The sequence below is a fragment of the Microbacterium gorillae genome (assembly GCF_000826185.2).
Classification (GTDB): domain Bacteria; phylum Actinomycetota; class Actinomycetes; order Actinomycetales; family Microbacteriaceae; genus Microbacterium; species Microbacterium gorillae.
Window position 1 is genome coordinate 502180 of record NZ_LN648873.1, and the last position, 25117, is coordinate 527296.

At 69.9% G+C, this 25117-nt stretch carries 23 protein-coding genes and 1 tRNA gene; 8 read left to right on the top strand and 16 right to left on the bottom strand.

The window, feature by feature from the left end:
- Window positions 1–18 precede the first annotated feature (18 nt).
- The 3 genes from BN1193_RS05335 to BN1193_RS05345 are packed head-to-tail and all read right to left on the bottom strand — an operon-like array spanning window position 19 to window position 2739.
- Complete coding sequence (locus tag BN1193_RS05335) at window positions 19–1008, bottom strand: FKBP-type peptidyl-prolyl cis-trans isomerase (RefSeq protein WP_040164460.1); 990 nt, start codon at window positions 1006–1008, stop codon at window positions 19–21.
- A 58-nt stretch (window positions 1009–1066) separates the two neighbouring features.
- Complete coding sequence (locus BN1193_RS05340; RefSeq protein WP_040164461.1) at window positions 1067–2074, bottom strand: tRNA (adenine-N1)-methyltransferase; 1008 nt, start codon at window positions 2072–2074, stop codon at window positions 1067–1069.
- The gene (locus BN1193_RS05345) at window positions 2071–2739 is read right to left on the bottom strand and encodes an HAD family hydrolase (RefSeq protein ID WP_040164462.1); all 669 of its coding nucleotides are present in this window, start codon (window positions 2737–2739) and stop codon (window positions 2071–2073) included. Before BN1193_RS05345 ends, BN1193_RS05340 begins: the two co-directional genes overlap by 4 nt.
- Window positions 2740–2816: 77 nt before the next feature.
- Between BN1193_RS05345 and BN1193_RS05350 the strand changes: the two genes are divergently transcribed.
- Complete coding sequence (locus tag BN1193_RS05350; protein WP_040164463.1) at window positions 2817–3662, top strand: PAC2 family protein; 846 nt, start codon at window positions 2817–2819, stop codon at window positions 3660–3662.
- A 27-nt stretch (window positions 3663–3689) separates the two neighbouring features.
- On the opposite strand, the gene BN1193_RS05355 is transcribed toward BN1193_RS05350, so the two are convergent.
- Both BN1193_RS05355 and BN1193_RS05360 read right to left on the bottom strand, forming a co-directional pair.
- Complete coding sequence (locus BN1193_RS05355) at window positions 3690–4520, bottom strand: undecaprenyl-diphosphate phosphatase (RefSeq protein ID WP_040164464.1); 831 nt, start codon at window positions 4518–4520, stop codon at window positions 3690–3692.
- A 5-nt stretch (window positions 4521–4525) separates the two neighbouring features.
- Window positions 4526–5821 carry a M20/M25/M40 family metallo-hydrolase gene (locus BN1193_RS05360; RefSeq protein ID WP_040164465.1) on the bottom strand — a complete coding sequence of 432 codons (1296 nt, stop codon included), beginning with the start codon at window positions 5819–5821 and terminating at the stop codon, window positions 4526–4528.
- 112 nt (window positions 5822–5933) lie between these two features.
- Here BN1193_RS05360 and BN1193_RS05365 point away from each other — a divergent pair.
- Window positions 5934–6017 (top strand) — tRNA-Leu (locus BN1193_RS05365).
- Between the two features lie 346 nt (window positions 6018–6363).
- Here BN1193_RS05365 and BN1193_RS05370 read toward each other — a convergent pair.
- Window positions 6364–7434 carry a VIT1/CCC1 transporter family protein gene (locus BN1193_RS05370; protein ID WP_040164466.1) on the bottom strand — a complete coding sequence of 357 codons (1071 nt, stop codon included), beginning with the start codon at window positions 7432–7434 and terminating at the stop codon, window positions 6364–6366.
- Window positions 7435–7547: 113 nt separating this feature from the next.
- The gene (locus tag BN1193_RS05375; RefSeq protein WP_195907807.1) at window positions 7548–9296 is read right to left on the bottom strand and encodes a DEAD/DEAH box helicase; all 1749 of its coding nucleotides are present in this window, start codon (window positions 9294–9296) and stop codon (window positions 7548–7550) included.
- Window positions 9297–9420: 124 nt separating this feature from the next.
- Here BN1193_RS05375 and BN1193_RS05380 point away from each other — a divergent pair, with 124 nt between their 5' ends.
- Entirely contained in the window at window positions 9421–10260 is an 840-nt protein-coding gene (locus BN1193_RS05380) for an SGNH/GDSL hydrolase family protein (RefSeq protein WP_052460450.1), read from the top strand.
- Between the two features lie 8 nt (window positions 10261–10268).
- On the opposite strand, the gene BN1193_RS05385 is transcribed toward BN1193_RS05380, so the two are convergent.
- The 4 genes from BN1193_RS05385 to BN1193_RS05400 all read right to left on the bottom strand — a co-directional run bounded on the left by BN1193_RS05385 (window position 10269) and on the right by BN1193_RS05400 (window position 14403).
- Complete coding sequence (locus BN1193_RS05385; protein WP_040164468.1) at window positions 10269–11066, bottom strand: TrmH family RNA methyltransferase; 798 nt, start codon at window positions 11064–11066, stop codon at window positions 10269–10271.
- A 93-nt stretch (window positions 11067–11159) separates the two neighbouring features.
- Window positions 11160–12821: a tripartite tricarboxylate transporter permease gene (locus BN1193_RS05390; protein WP_094770283.1), complete on the bottom strand. Its 1662-nt coding sequence runs from the start codon at window positions 12819–12821 to the stop codon at window positions 11160–11162.
- Window positions 12821–13369: a tripartite tricarboxylate transporter TctB family protein gene (locus BN1193_RS05395; protein ID WP_052460451.1), complete on the bottom strand. Its 549-nt coding sequence runs from the start codon at window positions 13367–13369 to the stop codon at window positions 12821–12823. Before BN1193_RS05395 ends, BN1193_RS05390 begins: the two co-directional genes overlap by 1 nt.
- Complete coding sequence (locus BN1193_RS05400; protein WP_040164469.1) at window positions 13366–14403, bottom strand: Bug family tripartite tricarboxylate transporter substrate binding protein; 1038 nt, start codon at window positions 14401–14403, stop codon at window positions 13366–13368. The genes BN1193_RS05395 and BN1193_RS05400 overlap by 4 nt, the downstream gene beginning before the upstream one ends.
- A gap of 186 nt (window positions 14404–14589) precedes the next feature.
- On the opposite strand from BN1193_RS05400, the gene BN1193_RS05405 reads away from it, so the two are divergent.
- The 4 genes from BN1193_RS05405 (at window position 14590) to BN1193_RS05420 (ending at window position 18395) form a co-directional block, all read left to right on the top strand.
- Complete coding sequence (locus BN1193_RS05405) at window positions 14590–16161, top strand: ATP-binding protein (protein ID WP_141396627.1); 1572 nt, start codon at window positions 14590–14592, stop codon at window positions 16159–16161.
- A 65-nt stretch (window positions 16162–16226) separates the two neighbouring features.
- Window positions 16227–16904, top strand: coding sequence for a response regulator transcription factor (locus BN1193_RS05410; RefSeq protein WP_040164763.1), 678 nt, complete (start codon window positions 16227–16229; stop codon window positions 16902–16904).
- 40 nt (window positions 16905–16944) lie between these two features.
- Window positions 16945–17814, top strand: a complete 870-nt coding sequence (locus BN1193_RS05415; protein WP_052460453.1) for a Sir2 family NAD-dependent protein deacetylase — start codon at window positions 16945–16947, stop codon at window positions 17812–17814.
- Entirely contained in the window at window positions 17811–18395 is a 585-nt protein-coding gene (locus BN1193_RS05420; RefSeq protein WP_040164471.1) for a histidine phosphatase family protein, read from the top strand. Before BN1193_RS05415 ends, BN1193_RS05420 begins: the two co-directional genes overlap by 4 nt.
- Before the next feature lie 4 nt (window positions 18396–18399).
- On the opposite strand, the gene BN1193_RS05425 is transcribed toward BN1193_RS05420, so the two are convergent.
- The 5 genes from BN1193_RS05425 to BN1193_RS05445 are packed head-to-tail and all read right to left on the bottom strand — an operon-like array spanning window position 18400 to window position 24412.
- On the bottom strand, window positions 18400–19212 hold the full coding sequence (locus BN1193_RS05425; protein WP_040164472.1) for an HpcH/HpaI aldolase/citrate lyase family protein: 813 nt from the start codon (window positions 19210–19212) through the stop codon (window positions 18400–18402).
- Window positions 19209–19715: a MaoC family dehydratase gene (locus BN1193_RS05430; protein WP_230206414.1), complete on the bottom strand. Its 507-nt coding sequence runs from the start codon at window positions 19713–19715 to the stop codon at window positions 19209–19211. The genes BN1193_RS05425 and BN1193_RS05430 overlap by 4 nt, the downstream gene beginning before the upstream one ends.
- The gene (locus BN1193_RS05435) at window positions 19693–20847 is read right to left on the bottom strand and encodes an acyl-CoA dehydrogenase family protein (protein WP_094770284.1); all 1155 of its coding nucleotides are present in this window, start codon (window positions 20845–20847) and stop codon (window positions 19693–19695) included. The genes BN1193_RS05430 and BN1193_RS05435 overlap by 23 nt, the downstream gene beginning before the upstream one ends.
- The gene (locus tag BN1193_RS05440; protein WP_040164768.1) at window positions 20844–22802 is read right to left on the bottom strand and encodes an acetyl/propionyl/methylcrotonyl-CoA carboxylase subunit alpha; all 1959 of its coding nucleotides are present in this window, start codon (window positions 22800–22802) and stop codon (window positions 20844–20846) included. The genes BN1193_RS05435 and BN1193_RS05440 overlap by 4 nt, the downstream gene beginning before the upstream one ends.
- Before the next feature lie 5 nt (window positions 22803–22807).
- Window positions 22808–24412 carry a carboxyl transferase domain-containing protein gene (locus tag BN1193_RS05445; RefSeq protein WP_040164474.1) on the bottom strand — a complete coding sequence of 535 codons (1605 nt, stop codon included), beginning with the start codon at window positions 24410–24412 and terminating at the stop codon, window positions 22808–22810.
- 84 nt (window positions 24413–24496) lie between these two features.
- Between BN1193_RS05445 and BN1193_RS05450 the strand changes: the two genes are divergently transcribed.
- A complete protein-coding gene (locus BN1193_RS05450; RefSeq protein WP_040164475.1) occupies window positions 24497–25093 on the top strand; it encodes a TetR/AcrR family transcriptional regulator in 597 nt (198 codons plus the stop codon).
- Window positions 25094–25117 lie beyond the last annotated feature (24 nt).

Here is a 25117-nt window from a genome sequence, read left to right on the forward strand (position 1 = left end):
CGGTGCAGGGAATCTGACTCAGCTCTGCGGGAGCACGCCGAGCACGTCGATCACATAGACCAGCGCCTGGTCGGTGGGGTGCTGGTAGGTGCCGGAGGAGCTCTTCGCGGCGGCCTCCGACTTCGGCACCACGACCATGATCTGGGAACCCACCGTGGCGCCCTTCAGCGCGTCGGCGAATCCGGGAGGCATCTCCGCCCCACCCTTCAGCGCCGCGGGGGACTTGTTCTCCCACGTGCTGTCGAAGACGGTCTTGTCGGTCCAGCCGACGCCGGTGTACTGGACGACGAGCGTGTCCTTCTTCTCGTCGATCTTGGCGCCGTCGCCGGCGATGAGCGTCTGCGTGGTCAGCGTCGTCGGGGCGGACCCGTCCGGCACGATCACACCGGGGCGTCCGTCGGGCGCGCGCACCACCGAGGGCAACCGGTTCGCCGAGTTGAACACCAGTGATCCTTCGGCGGACGGCAGCATCGCGCTGACGACGTCCATCACGGCGATGATGCCGTCGCTCTTGTTCAGCCCGGCGCCCTGCGCGACCGACGGGTCCAGCGCGGACACGGGCACGGCCGCGACGATGCGAGCACCCTCACGGGCGCACATCAGGTCCGTGGCGAGAGGCGGAACGGACTGGAACAGGCTGCTCAGCGGCGCGTATCCGGCGCCTTGGCCGGAGGTGCTGCCGAAGGTCGACCCGAGGACCGCCCCGGTGGCGGATGACATCAGGGTGTACTCGACCTTGACGACCTGCTCCGTGGAGGTGATCTGTCGCCCGGTGCCCTCGACCAACTGGTCGCGCTCGGGGGTCGTGACCTGCATCGGTGCGGGTGCCTTCACCTTCGCGTCCTTCCCGACGTCCCCGGTGACGGAGACCGCGCGGAGGATGTCCCCGCTTCCGGTTGACGCGGGCGTGCACCCGGCCGAGGACGCGGTACCCGGAGCGGGCGCGCAACCGGCGAGGCCGAGGGCGGCGAGAGCGGTCAGGGAGACGACAGCGGTGAACTTACGCACGGATGCAGTCTACGTGTCCGCTCCGGTGTCGCCGGACGCGCGCCACGATCCTCTTCCGTCAGGACTCGAGCGCGTTTTGCGACGACGTTCCCGCCTCGCGCACGCCCTCGGCGGCCTTCTCGGCTTCGCGCAGACGCTTGCGCAGATTCTTGTCCGTGATCTCGCGGTCTCCCACCGCGCCCGGGGTCCACAGCTCCACATCCTCGTCGGCGAAGGAGGTCTTGGACGCTCGACGACGGATCTCGGGGGTGACGGAGCCGGGAGCGAGCCGTCGTGCGGTGAGCAGGAAACCGGTGTGCGCCACCATGCGGTGATCGGGTCGCACCGCCAGGCCCTCCACATGCCAACCGCGGACCATCGTCTCACTGGCCTCGGGATCGGTGAACACACCCATACCGCGGATGTACTCCGCGACGCGGGAGAGCTGGGTCGCCGTGGCGATGTAGCAGATCACCACACCGCCGGGCGTGAGGGCGTCAGCGACGGCGTCCATGACGTCCCAGGGGGCGAGCATGTCCAGCACGACACGGTCGACGCTGGCAGGCTCCGTGGCCGAGGGCAGTTCCTCGGCCAGGTCGCCGAGGGTCACGGACCAGGTCTCGGGCACCTCACCGAAGAACGTCTCGACGTTCGCACGGGCGACGTCGGCGAACTCCTCACGGCGCTCGAACGACAGCAGGCGACCGTCCGAGCCGATCGCTCGCAGCAGAGACAGCGACAGCGCGCCGGACCCGACGCCGGCCTCCACGACCACCGCACCGGGGAAGATGTCGGCCTGCGCGACGATGGCGGCGGCGTCCTTCGGATACACGATCGCGGCGCCGCGGGGCATCGACATCACGAAGTCGCGCAGCAGCGGACGCAGGGCCAGGTACTCGTGGTCGGAGCTGTTGCGCACCACGGACCCGTCCGGCAGCCCGACCAGGTCGGCGTGGCGCAGCACGCCGTGATGCGTGTGCAACTCGCCGCCCTCACGGAGCGTGATGGTGTGCATGCGGGCCTTGGGGCCGGTCAGCTGGACGCGGTCGCCGACGCGGAACGGTCCGCTGGGTCGGGCAGAGGTCATCGAAGGTGCCTTTCGTGGACGGCGCGGAGGTCTTCCGCGGTCCGGTTCTGCAGAGTGGACCAGATCTCCGTGGCCCCGACCCCCTCCAGGGGAACCATGTGGGGCACGCCGATCGTGGTGATCTTCGCGGCGATGCCGGATCGAACGCCGTTGGGCGAATCCTCGATGGCCACGCATGCGGTGGGGGCGACGCCCGCGGCACGCGCGCCCTGCAGGTACGGGTCCGCGAAGGGCTTGCCCCGCGTGACCTCATCACCGGCGACGACGGCGGTGAAGGTACCCGCCGGCAGGAGGTCGGCGACCTGGGCCGCCATCGCTCGGTACGACATCGTCACGATCACGTTGGACAGGCCCGCCGCCGTCGTCGAGGCCAGCAGCTCGCGTGCGCCCGGTCGGTACTCCACGTCCCCGGCCGCGATGCGCTTCATCACCTCGCCACTCAGATGGCGGATGATTTCCGGCACGGCCAGATCGACACCCGCCTCCTGGAACAGCCGTGCGGACGCGTCCAGGCTCAGGCCGACGCAACGCAATCCGTCCTCGTGGGTCCACGTACCGCCGTGGCCGCGGATCAGCTCGATCTCGGCGGCCATCCAGAGTGGTTCGGTGTCGACGATCGTCCCGTCCATGTCCCACAGGACGGCCCGGAGTGCGGAGTCTGTCACTTCTTCAGCCTATCGGCGCGGCGGCCCTGCTCCGCGCGCCTGCGCCTATCCTGGAGGGACACCACGGGAGGTCTGGCTTGCAGGGACTCGGTCGACGGATCCTCGTCGCAGCATTCGACGGGTGGAACGACGCGGGCGAAGCGGCGTCGACCGCGCTCGCCGCGGTCCGTGATGCGCTGGCGGCCACCGAGATCTGGCAGGTGGAGCCGGAACTGTACTTCGACTTCCAATACACGCGGCCGTCCATCGGTTTCGATGAGTCCGGTGCGCGGGTGATCACGTGGCCGAGCACGAAGCTCTGGCGTGCGGCTCCCGCGGACGAGGGCGGCACCGAGCTGTGGCTGCTCACGGGCGTGGAACCGGCGCGAGCCTGGCAGGCGTTCTGCGCGGAGATCGTCGATCAGGCGCTCACGCACGACATCTCCGGCTTCATCGCGCTCGGCTCGATGATGTCCGACGTGCCGCACACGCGACCGATCCGCGTGCACGGTTCCAGCGACGATCCGGAGATCCGTCGCGCCGGCAACCTGGAGCGCAGCGAGTACGAAGGCCCGGTGGGCATTCTCACCGTCCTCTCCGAGGCGCTCGCCGCAGCCGAGATCCCCACCGTCAATCTCTGGGCCAGCGTGCCGCACTACACCGCCGGTCATGCTCCGGCGCCGAAGGCGACGCTGGCCGTGCTCGATGCGCTGATCGAGTACACCGGCCGCGAGGTGCCGCGCGCGGAGCTCGTGCAGGAAGCAGACCGCTGGGAGGCCGCGGTCGACGCCGCCGTCGCGGAGGACGAAGAGCTCGTCGCCTACGTCGCGGAGCTCGAGCGCGCCCGCGATGAGTGGGACGCGCTGGAGGCCTCCGGTGAGTCCATCGCGCAGGAGTTCGAGAAGTACCTGCGCTCGGACGGCGACGGACCGCCCCGCCGCTGACGCTCTCGCATCAGACGGCCGGACGCGTCAGACGGCCGGGATGACGTTGAAAGCCAGCAGGACGATCAGCACCAGCCCGAGCGCGACGCGGTACAGCACGAACGGCAGGAAGCTGCCCTTGCGCAGATACCGCATGAGGTACGCGATCACCGCGAAGCCGACGACGAACGCGACGATCGTTGCGACCGCGGTGTCCAGCGCACCATAGACGCCGGCCGGCTCGTCGAAGCTCTGATAGAGCTCGTAGAGTCCGGACCCGAACACCGCCGGAATGGCGAGCAGGAACGAGTACTCCGCCGCGGCCGAGCGTGTGTAGCCCAGGGCCAGGCCCATCGTGGTGGTCGCGCCCGAGCGGGACACCCCGGGGATCAGCGCCAGCATCTGAGCCAGCCCGAACAGGATGCCGTGCGGATAGGTGAGGTCCTTCAGCTCACGGTTCCGCTTGCCCAGCGCATCGGCTGCGCCGAGCAGCAGACCGAACACGATCAGGACGATGGCCACCAGCCACAGGTTGCGGAAGGCGCCGCGGATGTAGGACTGCGCGACATAACCGACGATGACGATCGGGATGGTGCCGATGATCACGAGCCAGCCCATGCGGGCGTCCGGATCGTTGCGCGGAACCTTGCCGGTCAGCGACTGCCACCAGCGCACGATGATCCGCACGATGGTCTTGCGGAAGTACAGGATCACGGCGAGCTCGGTGCCGAGCTGAGCGATCGCGGTGAAGGTGGCGCCCGGGTCCGGGTTGCCCGGGAACAGCAGGCCGACCAGCCGGATGTGAGCGCTGGAGGAGATCGGAAGGAACTCGGTCAGTCCCTGGACGAGCCCGAGAATCAGGGCTTCGAAGAAGTGCATGGGTGTCAGTTGCTCCGCAGAAGGTCCGTCAGCACGCGCTGTCCGAATACGAGCGATTCGACGGGCACGCGCTCGTCGACACCATGGAACATACCCGTGAAATCCAGGTCGGCGGGCAGGCGCAACGGCGCGAAGCCGTATCCGACGATTCCGAGCCGTGACAGCGCCTTGTTATCCGTTCCGCCGCCCATCAGGTAGGGCACCACGGGCGCGCCCGGGTCGTGCTCGCCGAGAACACGCACCATCGCATCGACGAGGTCACCGGCGAACGGCGTCTCCAGGCCGATGTCCCGCGTGACGGTGGTGATCTCGATGTCGTCGCCGACGATGTCCTGGATCGCGGCGAGCACATCGTCCTCGGTACCCGGCAGAGTGCGGACGTCGATCAGCGCCTCCGCGTGGTCCGGGATGACGTTGTGCTTGTAGCCGGCGGTCAGCCCGGTCGGGTTCGTCGTAGTGCGCAGGGATGCGCGGATGAACCGCTGTGCGGGGCCCGCCAGCGCGGCGAGCGCATCCGGGTCGGTCTCATCCGTCTGCGCGATCTGGCGGAACCGCTCCAGCAGCGCCGCCGTGGTGCCGGTCAGCTGCACGGGCCACGGAGTGCGGCCGATCTTCACGACCGCTTCGGCGAGAGCCGTGACGGCGTTGTCCGCGTGCACGGCGGACCCGTGCGCGGCGACGCCGCGGGCGGACAGCCGCAGCCAGAGCAGGGCCTTCTCCCCCACCTGCAGCAGATACGTTCGGCGTCCCGCGACCTCGACCGAATAGCCGCCGACCTCGCTGATCGCCTCCGTTGCGCCGGCGAACCACTCCGGCCGCTCCGCGACGACCCGCGCGGACCCGCGCTCGCCCCCGGCCTCCTCGTCGGCGAAGAACGTCACGATGACATCGCGGGACGGCTTCTCGCCCGCGCGGTGCAGCTCGGACAGCGACGAGATGATCATCGCGTCCATACCCTTCATGTCAACGGCACCTCGGCCCCAGAGCATGCCGTCGCGGACCTCGCCGGCGAACGGATCGACACTCCAGTCCGCGGCGACCGCGGGAACGACATCCAGGTGTCCGTGCAGGACGAGCGCGGGACGGTCGCGATCGCGGCCCTCGACTCGCGCGCACACGTTGGTGCGGCCCGGCTCGGCCTCGAACGTCTGCACGTCCAGCCCCAGGTTCGACAGCAGCGCCGAGACGTAGTCCGCGGCAGGGCGCTCGGGGTTCGCTCGGCCCTCCCCCCAGTTGCTCGTGTCGAAGCGGATGAGGTCGCGGGCGATGCGGGCGACCTCGGGAAGTTCGGCTACGGTCATCCCCCAACGCTACGGCACGCCCGGGGGCCGGGCCGATGTGCGGAAAGGGGGCGGGCGCGTGCTAAGCTCGATCCTCGTTGGGAAGAAGGTTCGACCGGACTCCCAGTCACCTGCGCGGGTGGCGGAATAGGTAGACGCGCTAGCTTGAGGTGCTAGTGCCCGAAAGGGCGTGGGGGTTCAAGTCCCCCCTCGCGCACAGAAAAGGCCCCGGATTCATCCGGGGCCTTTCACGTTGTCGGCTGAGGTTCCGGCTTATTCGGAACGTCGATGGAGAAAAACCGGACAGCGGCGCTCAACGATGTTATTGTGAATCATTGACCGGACACGCCTGGGGAGGTTGCCGGTCAATCATCACCGTCCGCCAGGAACCGAGAGGTTGTGCCGAACCGCGCCCGCTGCGCACGCGACCGGAGAAATCCGATCGCGGCACTCCCCCCACCGCGGCTGACGGGCAGGTGGTCGGAAAGGCCCCGGATGCATCCGGGGCCTTTCCTGATTCCACATCGGAGCGTGTCAGGCGCGGGGCGCAGCCTTGCCTGAGGTCAGCCGGCGGACACGCCGAACAGCAGCCCGAGGACGTAGGTGACGGCCGCCGCACCGAACCCGATCGCCAGCTGGCGCAGAGCGCGCTTCAGGGGCGAGGCGCCGGAGAGGACGCCGACCGTGGCGCCGGTCAGCATCAGGGCTATGCCCACGAGCACGAGAGCCAGCACGACGGCGGCCGTCCCGGCGAGCCCGAACAACCACGGAATCACCGGGATGACGGCGCCGGAGGCGAAGAACAGGAAACTGGAGATGGCGGCACCCCAGGCGTTGCCGACCACCTCGTGGTCTTCGGTCGCCGTGCGCTTCGGTGCGGTGCCCCCGTGGGCGGCGGTGACGACCTTGTGCGCGCGCTCCATCGCCTCATCCGCAGGGATGCCACGCGTGCGATAGATCAGCGCCACTTCGTTCGCGTCGAGGTCCAGGTCCGGAAGCGCCTTGTCGGCGTAGTCGCTCGGCTCGGTGGCGGCCAGCAGCTCGCGCTGCGAGCGGACTGAGACGAACTCCCCCGCGCCCATCGAGAGGGCGCCGGCGAGCAGGCCCGCGACGCCCGAGAAGAGGACGAAGTGCGGGGCGACGCCGGTCGCGCCGATGCCGAGCACGAGGGCGAGGTTGGAGACCAGGCCGTCGTTCGCGCCGAACACGGCGGCGCGGAAGGTCCCGGACAACTGACGTCGCCCGCGCGCGGCGAGACCGCGGACGACCTCGTGGTGCACCTTCTCGTCCGCGCGCATGGCGGGGGTCGCGGCTTCCTCGCTGTCGTACGGCGAACGAGCCTCGGCCTGCTGGGCGAGAGCGAGAACGAAGATCGAGCCGAACCGGCCGGCCATCCACCCGAGGATCCGCGTGCGGAGCCCGGCCGCGGGCAGGCGTTTCGGCTCGCCGCCGAGGAGGTCCAGCCAGTGCTGCTCGTGGCGTCCCTCGGCGTTCGCCAGCTGGAGCAGGATCTCCCGCTCCTCGCCGGCGCGACGGCCGGCGAGCCGCTCGTAGATGCGGGCCTCCGCGCGCTCGTCAGCGAGATACTTCGCCCAGCGGCGACGATCAGCGGGGGTGGGCGCGGACACGCTCAACGGAAGGCTCCTTCGGTTCGGGGGGGGACCTCCCGAAACTATCGGTCGGCACGCCCGAGAACCGCGAGTTCGCCGCGATTGCCAGGATTTCGGCCCTCCGAACGGGAGATCGATCAAGCGCGAACGCGGCGGCGGAGGAACTCGATGCGCTTCTGCAGCTGCGCGACCGTCGCCGTCGCCACGGCCGGCCCACCGCACGTCCGGCGAAGCTCGGCATGCACGGCGCCGTGCGGTTCGCCGGTCTGTCGTGCGTACAGGCCGACGAGGCTGTTCAGCAGCTGCCGCTGCTCCCGGAGCGTGCGGTGCAGCGGTTCCGGCAAGGAGGTCTCGGCCTCCCCCGACTCCGCCTCGCGTGCCTCGCGCGCCTCGCGGTGCCGGGTCTGGCGCGCCTGATGCTGACTGAGGAGCTCGTGCACATGCTCGGGTTCGAGCAGTCCGGGCAACCCGATGAACTCGCGCTCCTCATCCGTGCCCGGCTCGGCGAGCTGGCCGAACTGCTTGCCCTCGAAGACGATCGAATCGAAGTGCGCGGTGGAGGCGAGTGCCTGGAAGGAGAACTCCTCCGTGAGGGCGTCCTCGGCCTTCTCCTCGCGGTTCGCCGCATCCAGCAGGGAGTCCTCGAGGCCGTCTTCGTCCTTGGTCTGCCGATCCAGAGCGTGGTCGCGCTGCTTCTCCATCTCGTTGGCGAGCTTGAGCAGCGGCGGCACGTTCGGCAGGAAGACGCTGGCGGCCTCGCCGCGGCGGCGGGCGCGTACGAAGCGGCCGATGGCCTGCGCGAAGAACAGCGGGGTCGAGGACGAGGTCGCGTACACGCCGACCGCGAGGCGCGGGACGTCCACCCCCTCGGACACCATGCGCACGGCGACCATCCAGCGGGATGCGGATCCGGAGAACTTCTCGATCCGCGCGGACGCGTCCGCCTCGTCGCTGAGGACGATCGTGGCGCGCTCTCCGCTGATCGCGTGCAGGAGCTTGGCGTAGGCGCGGGCGACGGTCTGGTCCGTCGCGATGACCAATCCTCCGGCGTCCGGGACGTGTTTGCGGATCTCCGTCAGTCGTTCGTCGGCGGAGCGCAGCACCGCCTGCATCCACTCCCCCTCGGGATCCAGCGCGGTGCGCCACGCCTGCGCGTTGACGTCCTTCGTGTTGTCCTGGCCGAGGTTGGCTTCCAGCTCGTCGCCCATGGTCGTCTGCCAGCGCATCGTGCCCGAGTAGACGTGGAAGAGCACCGGACGGACCACGCCGTCGGCGAGCGCACGGCCGTAGCCGTACGAGTAGTCGGTGGTGGACACGAGTCCACCGCTCTCATCCGGGTGGTACTCCACGAACGGGATCGGAGCGGTGTCACTGCGGAACGGGGTGCCGGACAGGGACAGGCGCTTGATCGCCGGGCCGTAGGCGTCCCGGATCGCGTCGCCCCAGCTGAGGGCGTCACCGCCGTGGTGGACCTCGTCGAGGATGACGAGAGTCTTCGCCGACTCCGTGAGACGGCGGTGCACGGGCGCACGTGCGGCGACCTGCGCGTACGTCACGACCACGCCGTGGTAGTACCGCGCGGGTGCCGTGTGCGAGTTGCGGAACGCCGGGTCGAGGCGAATGTGCAGCCGCGCCGCGGCGTCCGCCCACTGGGTCTTCAGATGCTCCGTCGGTGCGACGACGATGATGCGGTTGATCTCGCGCCGACGCAGCAGCTCCTGCGCGAGGGTGAGAGCGAAGGTGGTCTTGCCGGCGCCGGGTGTCGCGGCGACGAGGAAATCGCGGTGCTCGCGCTCGAAGTAGAGATCCAGCGCCTCCTGCTGCCACGCCCGGAGTTTGCCCGCCGTCCCCCACGGGGCTCTTTGCGGATAGGACGGTGACAGCACTCGGTCAAGGATAGTCGCCGTGACCGACACGGCCGCCCCTCGTGGCGGACCTCGTCCGCGCCGATTAGGCTTCCGGTGGCCGCTGGGGCGCGACCGTGTCGACGAGAAGAGGATTCCGATCACGATGACCGACAACACCGCCGAGATGCGTCGTCAGCGACCGGACAACGAGGGACCGCACCCCTGGCGGCGCTACGTCGCGATCGGTGATTCCTTCACCGAAGGCGTCGGGGATCCGGACGCGGACTCGCCGAACGGCCTGCGCGGCTGGGCGGACCGGCTCGCGGAGGAACTCGGATCCAGCGTGGAGGACTTCGCCTACGCGAACCTCGCGGTGCGCGGCAAGCTCATCCGGCAGATCATGGACGAGCAGATCGAGGCCGCGCTGGAGTTGCAGCCGGACCTCATCACGTTCTGCGCCGGTGGCAACGACGTCATCCGCCCCGGCACCGATCCCGATCACATCGCCGAACTGTTCGACGAGTCGGTCGCCCGGCTGTCCTCCGCCGGGGCGACGGTCGTGGTCTTCACGGGGATCGACGTCAACTTCACCCCGGTGTTCCGCCCGTTCCGCGGCAAGGTGGCGATCTACAACGAGAACATCCGCGCCGTGGCGGAGAAGTACGACTGCATCGTGGCGGACCAGTGGGCTCTCAAGGAGATCCAGGACCCGCGCTTCTTCGATGTCGACCGCCTGCACATGAACGCCCTCGGCCACCACGAGGTGACGCGGATGGTGCTGCGCGCCCTGAACGTTCCCAACGATCTTCGCCCGATGGAACCGGGCGCCCTCGCCCCGCGGACCTGGCGGGCGGCCCGTGTCGAGGACCTGTCCTGGGCCCGCGCCCACCTGGTGCCCTGGGTCCTTCGCCGTCTCCGGCATGAGTCCTCCGGTGACCACATCGCCGCCAAGCGCCCGGAGCCCGGCCCCGTCCACCACCCGGCGCCGCCGACGGAGGACTGAACCTTCGATCACAGACCGGAGGTGCTCCGCAGGTGCCAGAGGGCGACGGCGGCGGCGCTTGAGACGTTGAGCGAGTCCACTCCCCCGTCCATCGGGATCGTGACGACCGTGTCGGCCGCATCCACGGCCGTGGGGGTGAGTCCCGGTCCCTCTGCGCCGAGGACGAGAGCCACCGGAGCGGTGGGGCGGTAGTCGGCGAGATCCACCGCGTCCGGCGCGAGCGCGAGGGCGGACACCGTGTAGCCGGCAGCGTGGAGCTGTCCGGACAGCTCAGGCCACTCGCCGGTGCGGGTCCACGGGACCTGGAACACGGTGCCCATGCTCACCCGCACAGAGCGGCGGTACAGCGGGTCGCCACAGCGTGGGGTGACCAGCACCGCCGAGGCGCCGAGGGCGGCCGCGGCGCGGAAAGCGGCTCCGACGTTCGTGGTGTCGGTGACGTCCTCCAGCACGAGCACGGTGCCGCCGGTGAGCAGCTCGGCGACCGGAACGGGCACGGGCCGGTCGAAGGCGGCCAGAAGTCCGCGGTGTACGTCGAATCCGGTGATCGATTCGAGGATGTCGTCGTCGGCGACCAGCACCGGAGCCTCCCCCGCCGAGGCGGCAGCGCGCTGCGCCCAGCGGCGCTGGGTGAGGACGGCCCGCAGCGTGTGCCCGGCAGCCACGGCCCGTTCGAACACCGGGAAGGACTCGGCCACATAGAGCCCGTGCACGCTTTCGTGGCGCCGACGCCACGCGGCGTCGGTCAGAGAGCGGAAGTCGGACACCCGCGCGTCGGCGGCGTCGGTGATCTCGAGGACGGGCACACCCCATGCTGTCACGCCGTGAACGGTCGGCGATCCGGACGTGACGGAGGGCGGGCGCCCCCCAGGCCGCCCGCCCTCCGCAGAAGCGCCGTCTCACTTGCGCTTCTTCGACCCCCGTTCGCGCACGGTGGACACACCGGTCGTGGACAGCCGCCCCCGCTCGGGTTCGGGGTGCTCCTCCTCTGACTCGATCTCCAGGTCGACCGTACGGATCGTGGACGTCGTGTACGTGTCGTCGAAGGCTTCGACGGTCGCCTCATACCGCGCACGGCGGCGACGCAGCCAGAGCGCCAGGATAACGACGACGATCAGCAGCACGTACACGGTGATCGCGAATCCGCTGTGCACCAGGTACGCCGGGTTGCCCATGCCGATCTGCATCGACTTGCGCAGCTGCTCCTCCGCCATCGGGCCGAGGATCGCTCCCACGACCATCGGCGAGACCGGGAAACCCTGACGACGCATGAAGAAGCCCAGCACGCCGAAGACCGCGATGATCGCGATGTCGAACACGGTGAAGTTCGCCGCGTACGCGCCGAGCCCGGCGAACACCAGGATCCCGGCGTACAGGTAGGGCCGCGGGATCTGCAGCAGTTTCACCCACATGCCCACCAGGGGCAGGTTCAGCACGAGCAGCATGACGTTGCCGATGTAGAGGCTGGCGATGAGCGCCCAGACGAGGCCGGGGTTGGTGTCGAACAACTGCGGACCGGGCTGGATGTTGTACGTCTTGAACGCGGACAGGATGATCGCGGCGGTCGCCGTGGTCGGGATGCCGAGCGTCAGCAGCGGCACGAGCACACCGGCTGCGGCGGCGTTGTTTGCCGCTTCCGGACCGGCGACGCCCTCGATGGCGCCCTTGCCGAACTGGCTCTTGTACGGCTCCTTCGCGAGGGACCGCTCCGACGCGTACGACAGGAACGTCGCGACGTCGGCGCCACCGGCCGGGATCGTTCCGATCGGGAAACCGATGGCGGTGCCGCGCAGCCACGGCTTCCATGAGCGCTTCCAGTCCGACCGGCGCATCCACGTCTTCCACCCACGGGTGATCGGGATCAGTGGCAGTTCACCACCGCGCAGACGCGAGGCGACGTAGATCGCTTCCCCGAGTGCGAACAGACCGACCGCGACGATGACGACGTCGATGCCGTCACCGAGCTCCGGGATGCCCAGCGTGTAGCGCGCCTGTCCGGTGAGAGTGTCGGTTCCGACCAAGCCGATCAGCAGGCCGATCGACAGCGAGAGCAGACCGCGCGGAACCGAGGATCCGAGCAGTGCGCCGACCGTGAGGAAGGCGACGATCATCAGCGCGAAGTAGTCCGCCGGGCCCAGCGAGACCGCGAAGCGGGCCAGCGTGGGGGCGAGCAGGGTGAGCAGCACGGTGGCGATCGTTCCGGCGACGAAGGAGCCGATCGCGGCGGTCGCGAGGGCGGCGGCGGCGCGCCCCGCGCGGGCCATCTTGTTGCCCTCGAGCGCCGTCACGATCGACGCGGATTCGCCCGGCGTGTTCAGCAGGATCGAAGTCGTCGAGCCGCCGTACATGCCGCCGTAGTAGATGCCGGCGAACACGATCAGCGCCGCCGTCGGCTCCAGGGTGTAGGTCAGCGGCAGCAGGAGCGCGACCGTCATCGCGGGTCCGATGCCGGGCAGCACGCCGACGGCGGTGCCCACGAGAACGCCGATGAAGGCGTAGAGCAGGTACATGGGCTGCAGGGCGTCAGCGAAGCCCTGCAGCAGGAGAGTCAGGTTGTCCATCAGAGGCCGATCCAGGAGGTCAGGGTTCCGGTGGGGGGCAGCGAGAGCCCGAGCAGTGTGCCGAAGGCGACCTGTGTGACCACACCCATCGCGATGCCGACGAGCACCGCCACCCACCAGCGCCTCGCGCCGAGGGCGATCGCCGAACCGGCGAAGACGACGGCGACACCGATGGGCCAGCCGAACCATGGAATGGTGACGATGAGCGAGGCGAAGCTGATCAGCACGATCACGGTGGTCATCCAGGACGTCGACGCTTCCAGATCGACGTCTTCGCCGCCGTCCGGTTCGCCGAACCGGCCACGCAGCTGCTGGATGAGCACGGTGATCGCGGAGATCAGCAGCAGAGCGCCGACCGCGTAGGGCACGACCCGCGCCCCGAGGGTATTGGTGGAGCCCAGGGGCTCTCGGATGGTCGAGGCGCCGACCAGCACGCCGATCGCAAGGACGATGATCAACCCGACGAAGATCATCGCCTCGATGCGGAGGGCGCGAGGCGGCGCCGTCGAGGTCTCCGGCTCGGAGACCTCGACGGACGCCTGACTCATTCCGTCAGTCCGATCGCCTTCAGCGTGTCCTGCGTCTGGGCGATGTCGCCGGTCAGGAACGTGTCGAACTCACTGCCCGTGAGGAACGCATCGGACCAGCCGTTGGTCTCGAGGATCCCCTGCCACGTCTTGGTGTCGTGCACCTTCGTGACGAGATCGACCAGCGCGGTCTTGTCCGCGTCCGTGATGCCGCCGGGAGCGACGAGGCCGCGCCAGTTGGTGGCCGTGACGTCGATGCCCTTTTCGGTCAGGGTCGGAACGTCCGGGAGCTGCGCGACCCGCTCGGAGCTGGAGACGGCGAGCGCCTTGAGGTCACCGGACTCGATGAGCTTGACGAACTCGCCGACGCCCGAGATGCCGGCGTCGACGTTTCCGCCGAGCAGCATCGTGGTCGCCTCGCCGCCGCCGGAGTTGGCGACGTAGTTCAGCTTCTTCGGCACGTCCGCGGCCTTCACGCCGGCGTTGGTGAGGACCAGACCGGCGAGGATGTGGTCGGTTCCGCCGGCCGAGCCACCGGTCACGGAGACCGCCTGGCCCTTGCTGACGATCGCGTCGACGAGGCTCTTGATGTCCTTGTACGGGCTGTTCTTCGGGACCACGATCACCGCAGCCTCTTCCGTCAGCTTCGCGATCGGGGTCATGTCCTCGATGCGCTTCTCGCTGGCATTGGTCTCGACCGCACCGACCATCACCGAGCCGGTGACCATGAGGGTGTTCGCCGACTTCTCCGTGGCGAGCTTGGCGAGTCCGACGGTGCCGCCGGCGCCGCCGATGTTGGTGACCGGCGCGGACTTGACGAGCTTGTCCTCGGTCAGCACCTGGCTGAACGAGCGGGCCGTCTGGTCCCATCCGCCGCCCGGGTCCGCCGGGGCGATCACGCTGATGTCCGTGAAGGTCACGGCCTTGTCGTCGGCAGCGGCGGAGCCTCCCGTGCCGCTGTTGCCTCCGGAGCAGGCCGTGAGGGCGAGTGCCGCCGCGGCGATGATTCCGAAGGCTGCTGTGGTGGTGCGGCGTCGGTCACGACGCGTACGCATGGATCGCACGTCTCCTCCTTGAGTCCAGTCCGCCGAGTGCGGACGAGGCGATTCCCCGACGCTAGGGACCGCGGCGGCGACTGCGGCGCTTGTGGTCGCAAGGAACGTTGCGGTCGCAGCGGTCGTTTCGGTCATTGCGGACAGCCCCGCCGATTCGCCCGCGACCCAGGCCGGTATTCTGCTGGGGTGATTCGAGCGATGACGCTTCGCACGCAGGTGCTGCTCCTGCAGTGCATCATCATGCTCATCGTCATCGTCGGCACCGGTGTCACGGTGGCCTTCCTGCAGGAGCACTCGCTCCGTGAGGCGTACAAGGACCGGATGATCGCGGTCGCCCAGTCGGTTGCGAGTCTGCCGGTGGTGCTGGACGCGTTCGACGATGCGAACCCGTCCGCCGTGATCCAGCCGGTCGCCGAGATCGTCCGCAAAGCCAGCGACCTGGACTACGTCGTGGTCAGCGACGCGAACGGCATTCGGTTCTCGCACCCGGATCCCACCAAGATCGGCCAGAAGGTCTCGACTCCGCCGGATGCGCTCGAGGGCAGCGTCTGGACCGGGAAGCAGACCGGTACGCTCGGCGAATCGTGGCGCGCCAAGGTTCCGGTGTTCGCGCCCGACGGGGAGATCATCGGTCAGGTCTCGGTCGGCATCCTGGAGAGCGAGGTGCGCTCCGCCTACGCCTCCGGCATCGGCGTGCTGGGGATCTGGCTCGGCGGCGCCGTCGTGGTCGGCCTCGCCCTGGCCAGCGGCGCGGCATACCTCATGCGCAATCGCATCTATCAGCTGGACTCGGATGAGATCAGCGGACTCCTCGACATCCGGGACGCCACCCTGCACGGGATCGGCGACGGCATCGTGGTGCTCGGCGAGGACCGCCGCATCCAGGTGTGCAATGACGCAGCCCTGCGTCTGCTCGGTCATGCTGAGGGTGAGAGCCTCGTGGGGACGGAGATCAGCGACGTCCTCGTCGTGGACCTCGGCGACGACGACACGTCGCCGCAGCTCGCGCTCGCGGGCGAGCGGGTGCTGTTGGCTCGTGTCGACCCGGTCGTGGTGAAGGGGCGGTCGGTCGGCAAGGTGCTGATCCTGATGGACCGCACCGAGATCGACCACGCGCTGCGTGAGCTCGCCGGTGCGCAGAGCGTGGCAGAGGCCCTGCGCGCCCAGCAGCACGAGTTCGCCAACACGCTGCACACGCTCGGTGGGCTCCTCGAGCTCGGCGAGCACGACGCCGCCCGGCGCGTGGTCGAACGCGCCGGCAACGAGACCACGGCGGCAGCACCGTCGGACATCGCCGACATCGAATTGGCGGCGCTGCTGATCGCCAAGGGCGCCTGGGCGCGCGAGCACGGCGTGACCCTCGATGTCGATCCGGCCACCGCCGTCCGCTCGCCCGCGGCGGATGACGACGACGCTCTGGCCCGCACGACGGTGCTCGGCAACCTCATTGACAACGCCATCGAGGCGGCCGGGGTGACCGGACGCATCGTGGTCCTGATCCGCGATGATGACGAAGCACTGGAGATCCGTGTGGACGACGACGGTCCCGGTGTCCCGCCGGAGCGCCGCGACAGCGTCTTCCGGTTGAAGGAGTCCACGAAGCAGGACGGTGCGGAGACGCAGCGCGGCTACGGGCTCACCCTCGTGCGCCGTGTCGCACGTCGCCGTGGCGGCGATGTCATCGTGGACGACTCTCCGCTCGGCGGCGCGCGCTTCACCGCGCGGCTGCCGCGCGCGGTCGCGGCGGTGTCGTCGTGACCCTCATCAGTTCGACACGTCCGGCGACGATGACGCCCCGGACCGGTGCTCACGGTGGTGAACGCATGACCAGACTGCAGACCCTGATCGTGGAGGACGACGCCGACGTGGCCGCCGTCACCCGCGGCTTCGTGCAACGGCATGAGGCCTTCACCGTCGCCGGAATGGTCGGGACCGGCCACGGGGCTCTCGAGGCGGTGAAGGTGCTCCGACCGCGGGTGGTCCTGCTGGATGTGCACCTCCCGGACCTCTCCGGGATCGCCGTGCTGCGCACGATCCGCGCGCACGGGTACACGGGCGAGGTCATCGCGGTGACGGCGTCGAGCGAGGTCGACACGGTACGGCGCGCGCGTCAACTCGGCGTCCGCCACTACCTGGTCAAACCGTTCACCATGGCGGCACTGCACGGAAAGCTCGATGCGGTGCGCGACGCCCTGCGCTCGGAAGCGGGACTGGGGGCGGTGCGCCTCGACCAGCAGGCGGTCGATGCGCTGCTGGCCGAGCGGACCGCGCCGATCCCGACGGTGGAGGGCTCGGCCCTGACGCTGGACCGCGTCGCGCGGGCGCTTGCCGCGGTGCCCGAGGGTGCATCCGCGACGGACATCGCCGACAGCACCGGGATGTCCCGCGTCAGCGCACGCCGCTACCTGCAGCGGTTGGTCGACACCGGTGCCGCGCAGGTAGAACCCCGCTACGGCACCGCCGGGCGTCCGGAGCTGGTGTATCGGCCCTCGGTCGGCTGAGCGCGACCCTCGACCATCGTGGGGCCCGTAGGCTGAGGCCGTGACGGCGGACGCCCAGGATCTCGACCGCGCCGCTGACCTGCTCGGGGGCGGGCGCCTCGCCGTGCTCACCGGTGCCGGTGTGTCGACCGATTCGGGCATCCCGGACTACCGGGGCGAGGGCGCGCCGGTGCGCACGCCGATGACCGTCTCTCGTTTTCTGGCGCAGGACGACGCCGATCGGCGGCGGTACTGGGCCGGAGGCGAGCTCGGCTGGCACCACTTCGCGTCGCGGCGGCCGAACCTCGGACACCGCGTGCTGGCGGCCTGGGAACGTGATGGGCGGGTCGCGGGAATCATCACCCAGAACGTCGACGGGCTGCACCAGAAGGCCGGGAGCACGCGCGTCGTGGAGCTGCACGGCACCGGCGCCCGCGTCGTCTGCCTGCGGTGCGGTCAGACGTTCGACCGGCGCGACGTCTCCGCCCGCATCGCGGCGGACAATCCGCACTTCGATCTGGACGCGACGAGCCGACTCGGCCCGGACGGCGATATGGTCCCGGCGGACACCGACCGGTTCGTCGTGCCGATCTGCACGGTCTGCGGCGGCATGGTGCGCCCGGACGTCGTCTTCTTCGGCGAGTACGTCCCGGCGCCCCGCTTCGCGCTCGCGGCCGCGGTCGTGGACGCCGCTGACGCGCTTCTCGTCGCGGGCTCGTCGCTCACGGTGAACACCGGCGTGCGGCTCGTCGAGCGCGCTCGACGACGCGGAATCCCCGTCGTGGTGATCAATCGCGGGCGGACGCGCATGGACGGGCGCGTCGACCTGAAGCTCGACGCCGGGGTCAGTGAGACGTTGCCGGCGATCGCCGCCCACTGGGGCACTTCGACGGATCCACCCTTCGACCGGGCGGTTAGGCTCGGAGGGTGACTCTCATCAGCCTGGTCCGACACGGACAGACCGACTGGAACCTCGCGGGCCGCCTTCAGGGTTCCACCGATATCCCCCTGAACGACACCGGACGTCGGCAGGCGCACGACGCCGCCCTCGCGATCGAGGTCGACGGCCCGGTCTTCCTTGCGGCCAGTGACCTCTCCCGTGCCGCCGAGACCGCTTCGATCATCGGCGCCGACCGCGGGTGGGGGCGTCCGGTGCTGCTGCCGGAGTTGCGCGAGCGTCAGTACGGCGACGCGGAGGGCACGCTCGTGGCGGACTTCACCGCGGAGTACGGTCCCTGGAATCAGGCGGTCATCCCCGGCGCCGAGACCCGCGAGCAGGTGGCGGAGCGGGCCTTCGCAGCCCTGCACCTGCTGGCGCGTCGCGCACGCCAGGCGCTGCCGGCATCCTCTCCGCATGTCGTCGCGGTCTCGCACGGTGGGGTCATCGGCACGCTCATCCGAGCCATCAGCAAGGACACGCTCCCCCAGCCCGGCCGGAAGGTCGAGAACGGCTCAGTGCACACCTTCCGTGTCGAGCGGGATCGGATCTCACTGCTGCAGCTGGTCCGCTGAGCGCTCAGCGCTCAGCGCGGGCCAGCACCGCCCGGGCGTGGCGGAGGACCGGTTCGTCCACCATCCGCCCCTGGTACCGGAACACGCCGTGCTCGGTCGCGGCGGCTGCCAGGAGCTCGCGCGCTCGCGAGACCTCGTCGGCGGAGGGGCGGTAGGAGTCCCGGATGATCTCCACCTGCGACGGGTGGATGCACGCCGTTGCGGCGAACCCACTGGCGACGGCGTCCCGCGCCTCTTCCGCCAGACCCTGGGTGTCGGCGATGTTCAGGTGGACCGTGTCGATCGCCACGCGGTCGAACGCCCGAGCGGCCAGCAGAACCCGCGACCGCGCGTGCCGGGCGACGTCGCGGAAGGTCCCGTCCGGATACCGGCTGTCGGTCCCGCCGAGGGAGGCGACGAGGTCCTCGGGGCCCCACATCAGCGCGGCGGCGCTGCGATGGGCGGCGATCTCCTCCGCCGCGAGCACTCCGCGCGCCGTCTCGCACAGGGCGATCACCTGCAGCCCGTCCAGGGTGTCCAGCGACCGCGCGGACTCCGTCTTCGCCAGCATGACGTGGGTCACGGCGGTCGCTCGGACGGCCGCAAGGTCCGCGGCGAAGTCCGGCGAGTCGACGGGATTGACGCGTACGATCACCCGCGCGGGATCGAGCGTCGCCGCCGTCAGCGCATCCCGTGCGCCGGGCCGCGCTGCCGGCAGCACGGCGTCCTCCAGATCGATGATCACCGCATCGGCCCGCTCCAGCGCCTTGCCCCAGCGCTCCGGACGGTCCGCCGGGCAGAACAGCAGCGCCGGGCCCTGCTCCAGAGGGTCACTCATGACGGGTCCGCCGGCCGCATTCGCACCAGAGCGGTGCGCGTCGCGCGGGCGACCACCGTGCCGTCCTGCTTGCGCCCGGTGTGCTCGAGCACCACGATGCCCTGCCCCGGACGTGACGAGCTCGGCCGCTTCTCGCGCACACGCGTCTCGGTGCTCAGCGTGTCCCCGGCGAACAACGGCGCCGGGAACGCGATGTCACCGAGGCCGAGCTGCGCCACGAGAGTCCCCTGCGTGAGCTGCGCGACCGAGGACCCGACCATCGTCGACAGCGTCCACATCGAGTTGATCAGGCGCTGACCGAACTCCGTGGACTCGGCGAACGCCGCGTCCAGGTGCAGGGCCTGCGTGTTCATGGTGAGCGTGGTGAACAGGACGTTGTCCGCCTCGGTCACGGTGCGTCCGGGCGTGTGGCGATAGACCGCCGCGGTGTCGAATTCCTCGTAGTAGAGCCCGCGCTGCTCGATGATCCGCTCGGACACCTCAACCGACCAACCCGAGCGCACGCGCGATGATCAGGAGCTGCACCTCGGTGGTGCCCTCACCGATCTCCAGGATCTTGGAGTCGCGATAGTGGCGTGCGACCGGGTACTCGTTCATGAAGCCATTGCCACCGAAGAGCTGGGTCGCGTCGCGAGCGTTGTCCATGGCCGCCTCGCTGGAGACGAGCTTGGCGATCGCGGCCTCCTCGCTGAACGGCTTTCCGGCGTCGCGCAGCCGCGCCGCGTGCTGCCAGGCCAGGCGGGAGGTGTGAACGCGGGTGCGCATCCGGGCCAGGAGGAACTGCACGTGCTGGCGCGTCGCGAGCGGCGCACCGAACACGGTCCGCTTGCCGACGTAGTCGACGGCGGCCTCGAGGCACCCTTCGGCGGCACCGGTGCCGAGTGCGGCGATCGCGATGCGGCCCTCATCCAGGATCTCCAGGAAGTTCTTGAAGCCGCGACCGCGCTCACCGAGCAGATTGCCGGACGGGACGCGGGCGTCGTCGAACGTGAGCGGGTGTGTGTCGGAGGCGTGCCAGCCGACCTTGTCGTAGGCCGGTTCCACGGTGAAGCCGGGGGTGCCGGACGGGACGATGATCGTGGAGATCTCGCGCTTGCCGTTCTCGCTCTGGCCGGTGACGGCCGTGACGGTCACGAACCGGGTGATGTCCGTGCCGGAGTTGGTGATGAACTGCTTCGCGCCGGAGATCACCCACTCGTCGCCATCCTCCCGCGCCGTCGTTCGCGTGGCGCCCGCATCCGAGCCGGCCTCGGGCTCGGTGAGGCCGAATCCGGCGAGGGCGCGACCGGCGAGGAGGTCCGGCAGCAGCTGCTGCTTCTGCTCCTCGGTGCCGAACTTGAAGACGGGCATGGCGCCGAGGCTGACGCCGGCTTCCAGGGTGATCGCGACGGACTGATCCACGCGCGCCAGCGCTTCGATCGCCAGGCACAGCGCGAAGTAATCCCCGCCCTGGCCGCCGTACTCCTCGGGGAACGGCAGACCGAACAGGCCCATCTCCCCCATCTGCGCGATGACGTCCAGTGGCAGGGTATGGGTGCGGTCCGCCTCGTAGGCCACCGGAGCGACGACCTCCTCGGCGAACTGACGGACCATCGCGGCGAGCTCACGCTCGTCCTCGGTGAGATCGATGCTCATGCTGATTCCTCGCTCTCGGCAGCAAGTGCCAGTTCAGCGACCTGCTGGTCGCGGCGGACGTGCTCTCCGACGGTGGTGGTGACGGTCACCGTTCCCGTGGCGGGCGCGGTGACGACGTGCTCCATCTTCATCGCCTCGATCGTGACGAGACGGGTTCCGGCCGCCACGGTGTCACCGTCGGCGACGTGAACGGCGACGACGGTGCCCGGCATCGGCGCGCGCACGGTGGGATCGACGGCGCCGTCCGGACGCGCCGCGGCGGCGCGCCGTCGATCGGCGGCATCGCGACGCGTGATCGGCTGCAGCGGCACGGTCTGGTCGGGTACGTGCACCCAGAGGAGGTCATCCTGCTCTTCGGCGAGCGCACCGGGAACGGCGATGGGGACGGCGGTGCGCACGGCGCTCTCGCCGGAGACGACGAAGGACTCCACGGGCAGCTGCGGTCCGGCGTTCAGACGCCAACCGGGCAGCGAGGTCCACGCGCCGCAGAGCACCGGCGGCCCGGGATGGTTCGCCGCCTCTGCGAGGGAGACGTACCGTGCACGCTGCGTCGCTCCCGCAGCGTAGGCCGCGGCGGCACCCAGGACCTCCGGCGACGGTTCCGGATCCGTGTACGGCAGGAGCGTGTCGATCAGGCCCGTGTCCATGTCGCCGGCCCGGACGCGGGGATCGTCGACGAGCGTGGCGAGGAAGCCGAGGTTCGTGTCCACCCCGAACACGACCGTGTCGCCGAGGGCGCGACGCAGGCGGTCCAGCGCCTCGTCGCGATCGACGCCCGTGGCGATGACCTTGGCGATCATCGGATCGTAGTCGGCGGTGATCTCAGAGCCCGTCTCGATCGCGGAGTCAACGCGGACGTCGGCAGCGGGACGCCACAGACCCACGATTCCGGTAGCCGGCAGGAACCCCCGCGCGGGCGACTCCGCGTAGACCCGAGCTTCGATCGAATGACCGGTGAGGGTGACGTCCTCCTGCGTGAAGGTCAGCGGTTCCCCCGCCGCGACGCGCAACTGCTGCTCCACGAGATCGAGACCGGTGACCTCCTCGGTGACCGGGTGCTCGACCTGCAGGCGGGTGTTCATCTCGATGAAGAAGAACTCGTCCGGCCGCTCGGCGGACACGAGGAACTCGACGGTGCCCGCACCGCGGTAGTCCACGCTCGCGGCGGCCGCGCAGGCAGCCGCGCCGAGCCGTTCGCGCGTCGCCTGATCGATGGCGGGCGACGGAGCCTCCTCGATCACCTTCTGGTGGCGACGCTGCAGCGTGCACTCGCGCTCGCCGAGGTGGACGACGTGCCCGTGCGCGTCCGCGAGCACCTGCACCTCGATGTGGCGGGGCGCCGTGATGAGCCGTTCCAGCAGCAGCGTGTCGTCGCCGAAGGATGCGGACGCGACGCGACGGGCGGTCGTCAGTGCGTCCGGCAGCTCCGCTGCGGACGACACGACCTGCATCCCTTTGCCACCACCGCCTGCAGAGGGCTTCACCAGCAGCGGGAGGCCGATGCGCCGAGCCTGGGTCGTGATCTCCTCGTCGCTCATCCCGGCCGCGCTGAAGCCGGGTACGACGGGGACGCCGTGCTCGGCGACGTGCTCCTTGGAGCGGATCTTGTCCCCCATCACCTCCAGTGCGCGCCGCCCGGGGCCGATGAACACGATGCCCGCCGCGGCGCACGCCTCGGCGAACGCGGCGTTCTCGGACAGGAAGCCGTACCCGGGGTGGATGGCGTTCGCGCCCGTCCCTCGCGCGGCTGCGAGGACCGCGTCGACGTTGAGGTACGACGCACTCGCGGCGGCCGGACCGATGCGGACGGCGAGGTCCGCCTCCCGCACGTGGGGCGCGTCCGCGTCCGCGTCGCTGTACACGGCGACGGAGCGGATGTCGAGGCGGCGGAGGGTGCGGATCACGCGGCGCGCGATCTCGCCGCGGTTGGCGATCAGGACGGTGTCGAAGTACATGGTGGTCACATCCGGAAGAGGCCGAAGCCGGTGTCAGCGAACGGCACGCGGCCGACGACGTCGAGAGCGAGACCGAGCAGGTCCCGCGTCTGCAGCGGGTCGACGATGCCGTCATCCCAGAGCCGCGCGGTGGCGTAGTACGGATCCCCCTGCTTCTCGTACTGCGCGCGGATCGGCGCGCGGAAGCTGTCCTCGTCCTCCGCGGACCATTCCGCTCCGGAAGCTTCGATCTGGTCGCGCTTGACCGTGGAGAGCACGCTGGAGGCCTGTTCGCCGCCCATCACCGAGATGCGGCTGCCCGGCCAGGTCCACAGGAACCTCGGCGAGTATGCCCGCCCGCTCATCGCGTAGTTCCCGGCCCCGAAGGAACCGCCGACGATGACGGTGAGCTTGGGCACGCGCGTCGTGGCGATCGCGGTGACCATTTTGGCACCGTCCTTCGCGATGCCGCCGTGCTCGGCCTCCGACCCGACCATGAAGCCGCTGATGTTCTGCAGGAACAGCAGCGGGATCCCGCGCTGGTCGCACAGCTCCACGAAGTGCGCACCCTTGAGCGCGGACTCGCGGAACAGGACGCCGTCATTCGCGAGGATGCCGACCGGGTGCCCGTGGATGTGCGCCCAGCCGGTGACGAGGGTCTTGCCGTACTCGCTCTTGAACTCGGTGAACGCGCTGCCGTCGACGAGTCGCGCGATCACCTCGCGGGGATCGTACGGCTGGTTCACGTCCACCGGGACGACGCCGAGAAGGTCCGCCGGGTCGACCGCCGGATCGGCGGTGGGTCGTGTCGCCCACTGCAGCGGAGCCGGGTCCGGCAGGGTGGCGACGATGTCGCGCACGATCTCGAGGGCGTGCTCGTCGTCCTCCGCAAGGTGGTCGGCGACCCCGGAGCGGGACGCGTGCACCTCTCCGCCGCCGAGCTCCTCGGCGGAGATGCGCTCCCCGATCGCGGCCTTCACCAGCGGCGGACCGCCGAGGAAGATCGTGCCCTGGTTGCGCACGATCACCGTTTCGTCGCTCATCGCCGGCACGTACGCGCCTCCGGCGGTGCTCGAACCGAGCACGGCGGCGATCTGCGGAATACGGGCCGCGGACATGCGGGCCTGGTTGTAGAAGATGCGGCCGAAGTGCTCGCGATCCGGGAAGACCTCGTCCTGCTGCGGCAGGTTCGCACCGCCCGAGTCGACCAGGGAGATCACCGGCAGGCGGTTCTCCAGAGCGATCTCCTGCGCCCGCAGGTGCTTCTTCACCGTGAGGGGGAAGTAGGTCCCGCCCTTGACCGTGGCGTCATTCGCGATCACCATGACCTGCCGCCCGAGGACCACTCCGATGCCGGCGATCACACCGGCCGCCGGGGCCACGTCGTCGTACATCCCGTGGGCGGCGAGCGGGGCGACCTCGAGGAACGGACTTCCCACGTCCAGGAGACGCGTGATGCGGTCGCGGGCGAGGAGCTTTCCGCGGGAGACGTGCTTCTCGCGGGACCGTTCCGGCCCGCCCTGGGCCGTGCGGGCGACGGTCTCATGCAAGCGGGTGATGAGTTCCTGCTGCGCGGCATCGTTCTGAAGGAACGCGTCGTCGCGGGTGATCGAGCTGGTGAGCCGAGCCATGAGTCCTCATTGACGGGTGCGGATGTGCCGCAAGTTGGGTTATTGTTCGATAACTGAAATACACGCTAGCGAGGGAGAGCGCGAATGGCAAGGGCCGGCACCGAACGGGAACGCCTCCGCCTGGAGCGGCGCGGTGCGCTGCTGACCGCGGGGGCCGCACTGTTCGCGCGCGACGGCTTCGCCGCCGTGACCACCGCCCAGCTCGGCGCGGCCGTCGGCGTCTCGGGACCGGCCGTCTACCGCCACTTCGAGAGCAAACAGGCCCTCCTGGCGGAGCTGCTGGTCGGGGTCAGCCGCGGACTCCGAGACGGCGGGACCGCCGTGCAGGCTGCCGGCGGCGCGCCCTCCGCGGTGCTGGCCGGACTCGTGGAATTCCATGTCGAGTTCGCCCTGTCCTCCGCGGATGTGATCCGGGTGCAGGACCGGGACCTCAGCGAGCTCGCCCCGGACGATCGCGCCAGAGTGCGCCGTCTGCAGCGGGAGTACGCCGAGCTCTGGGTCGCCACTCTCGGCGCGGTCCTGCCGACGGTCGGGGAGGACGAGCGGCGCCTGCGCGTGCACGCCGTGTTCGGACTGATCAACTCGACGCCGCACAGCGTGCGCCGGGCGAGCGGGGTCTCCCCGGCCGCCCTGCGCACCACGCTGGTCACGCTCGCCCTCGCGGCCCTCACCGCGGTGTGACAGAGCCCCCGCCGGTCCTCGAGC

Coding starts and splice junctions, on each gene's coding strand:
- BN1193_RS05440 (WP_040164768.1), bottom strand. CDS start 22,802: ATGTACTTCGACACCGTCCTGATCGCCAACCGCGGCGAGATCGCGCGC.
- BN1193_RS05410 (WP_040164763.1), top strand. CDS start 16,227: ATGACCAGACTGCAGACCCTGATCGTGGAGGACGACGCCGACGTGGCC.
- BN1193_RS05400 (WP_040164469.1), bottom strand. CDS start 14,403: ATGCGTACGCGTCGTGACCGACGCCGCACCACCACAGCAGCCTTCGGA.
- BN1193_RS05435 (WP_094770284.1), bottom strand. CDS start 20,847: ATGAGCATCGATCTCACCGAGGACGAGCGTGAGCTCGCCGCGATGGTC.
- BN1193_RS05360 (WP_040164465.1), bottom strand. CDS start 5,821: ATGACCGTAGCCGAACTTCCCGAGGTCGCCCGCATCGCCCGCGACCTC.
- BN1193_RS05355 (WP_040164464.1), bottom strand. CDS start 4,520: ATGCACTTCTTCGAAGCCCTGATTCTCGGGCTCGTCCAGGGACTGACC.
- BN1193_RS05390 (WP_094770283.1), bottom strand. CDS start 12,821: ATGGACAACCTGACTCTCCTGCTGCAGGGCTTCGCTGACGCCCTGCAG.
- BN1193_RS05340 (WP_040164461.1), bottom strand. CDS start 2,074: ATGACCTCTGCCCGACCCAGCGGACCGTTCCGCGTCGGCGACCGCGTC.
- BN1193_RS05445 (WP_040164474.1), bottom strand. CDS start 24,412: ATGGCTCGGCTCACCAGCTCGATCACCCGCGACGACGCGTTCCTTCAG.
- BN1193_RS05380 (WP_052460450.1), top strand. CDS start 9,421: ATGACCGACAACACCGCCGAGATGCGTCGTCAGCGACCGGACAACGAG.
- BN1193_RS05450 (WP_040164475.1), top strand. CDS start 24,497: ATGGCAAGGGCCGGCACCGAACGGGAACGCCTCCGCCTGGAGCGGCGC.
- BN1193_RS05425 (WP_040164472.1), bottom strand. CDS start 19,212: ATGAGTGACCCTCTGGAGCAGGGCCCGGCGCTGCTGTTCTGCCCGGCG.
- BN1193_RS05395 (WP_052460451.1), bottom strand. CDS start 13,369: ATGAGTCAGGCGTCCGTCGAGGTCTCCGAGCCGGAGACCTCGACGGCG.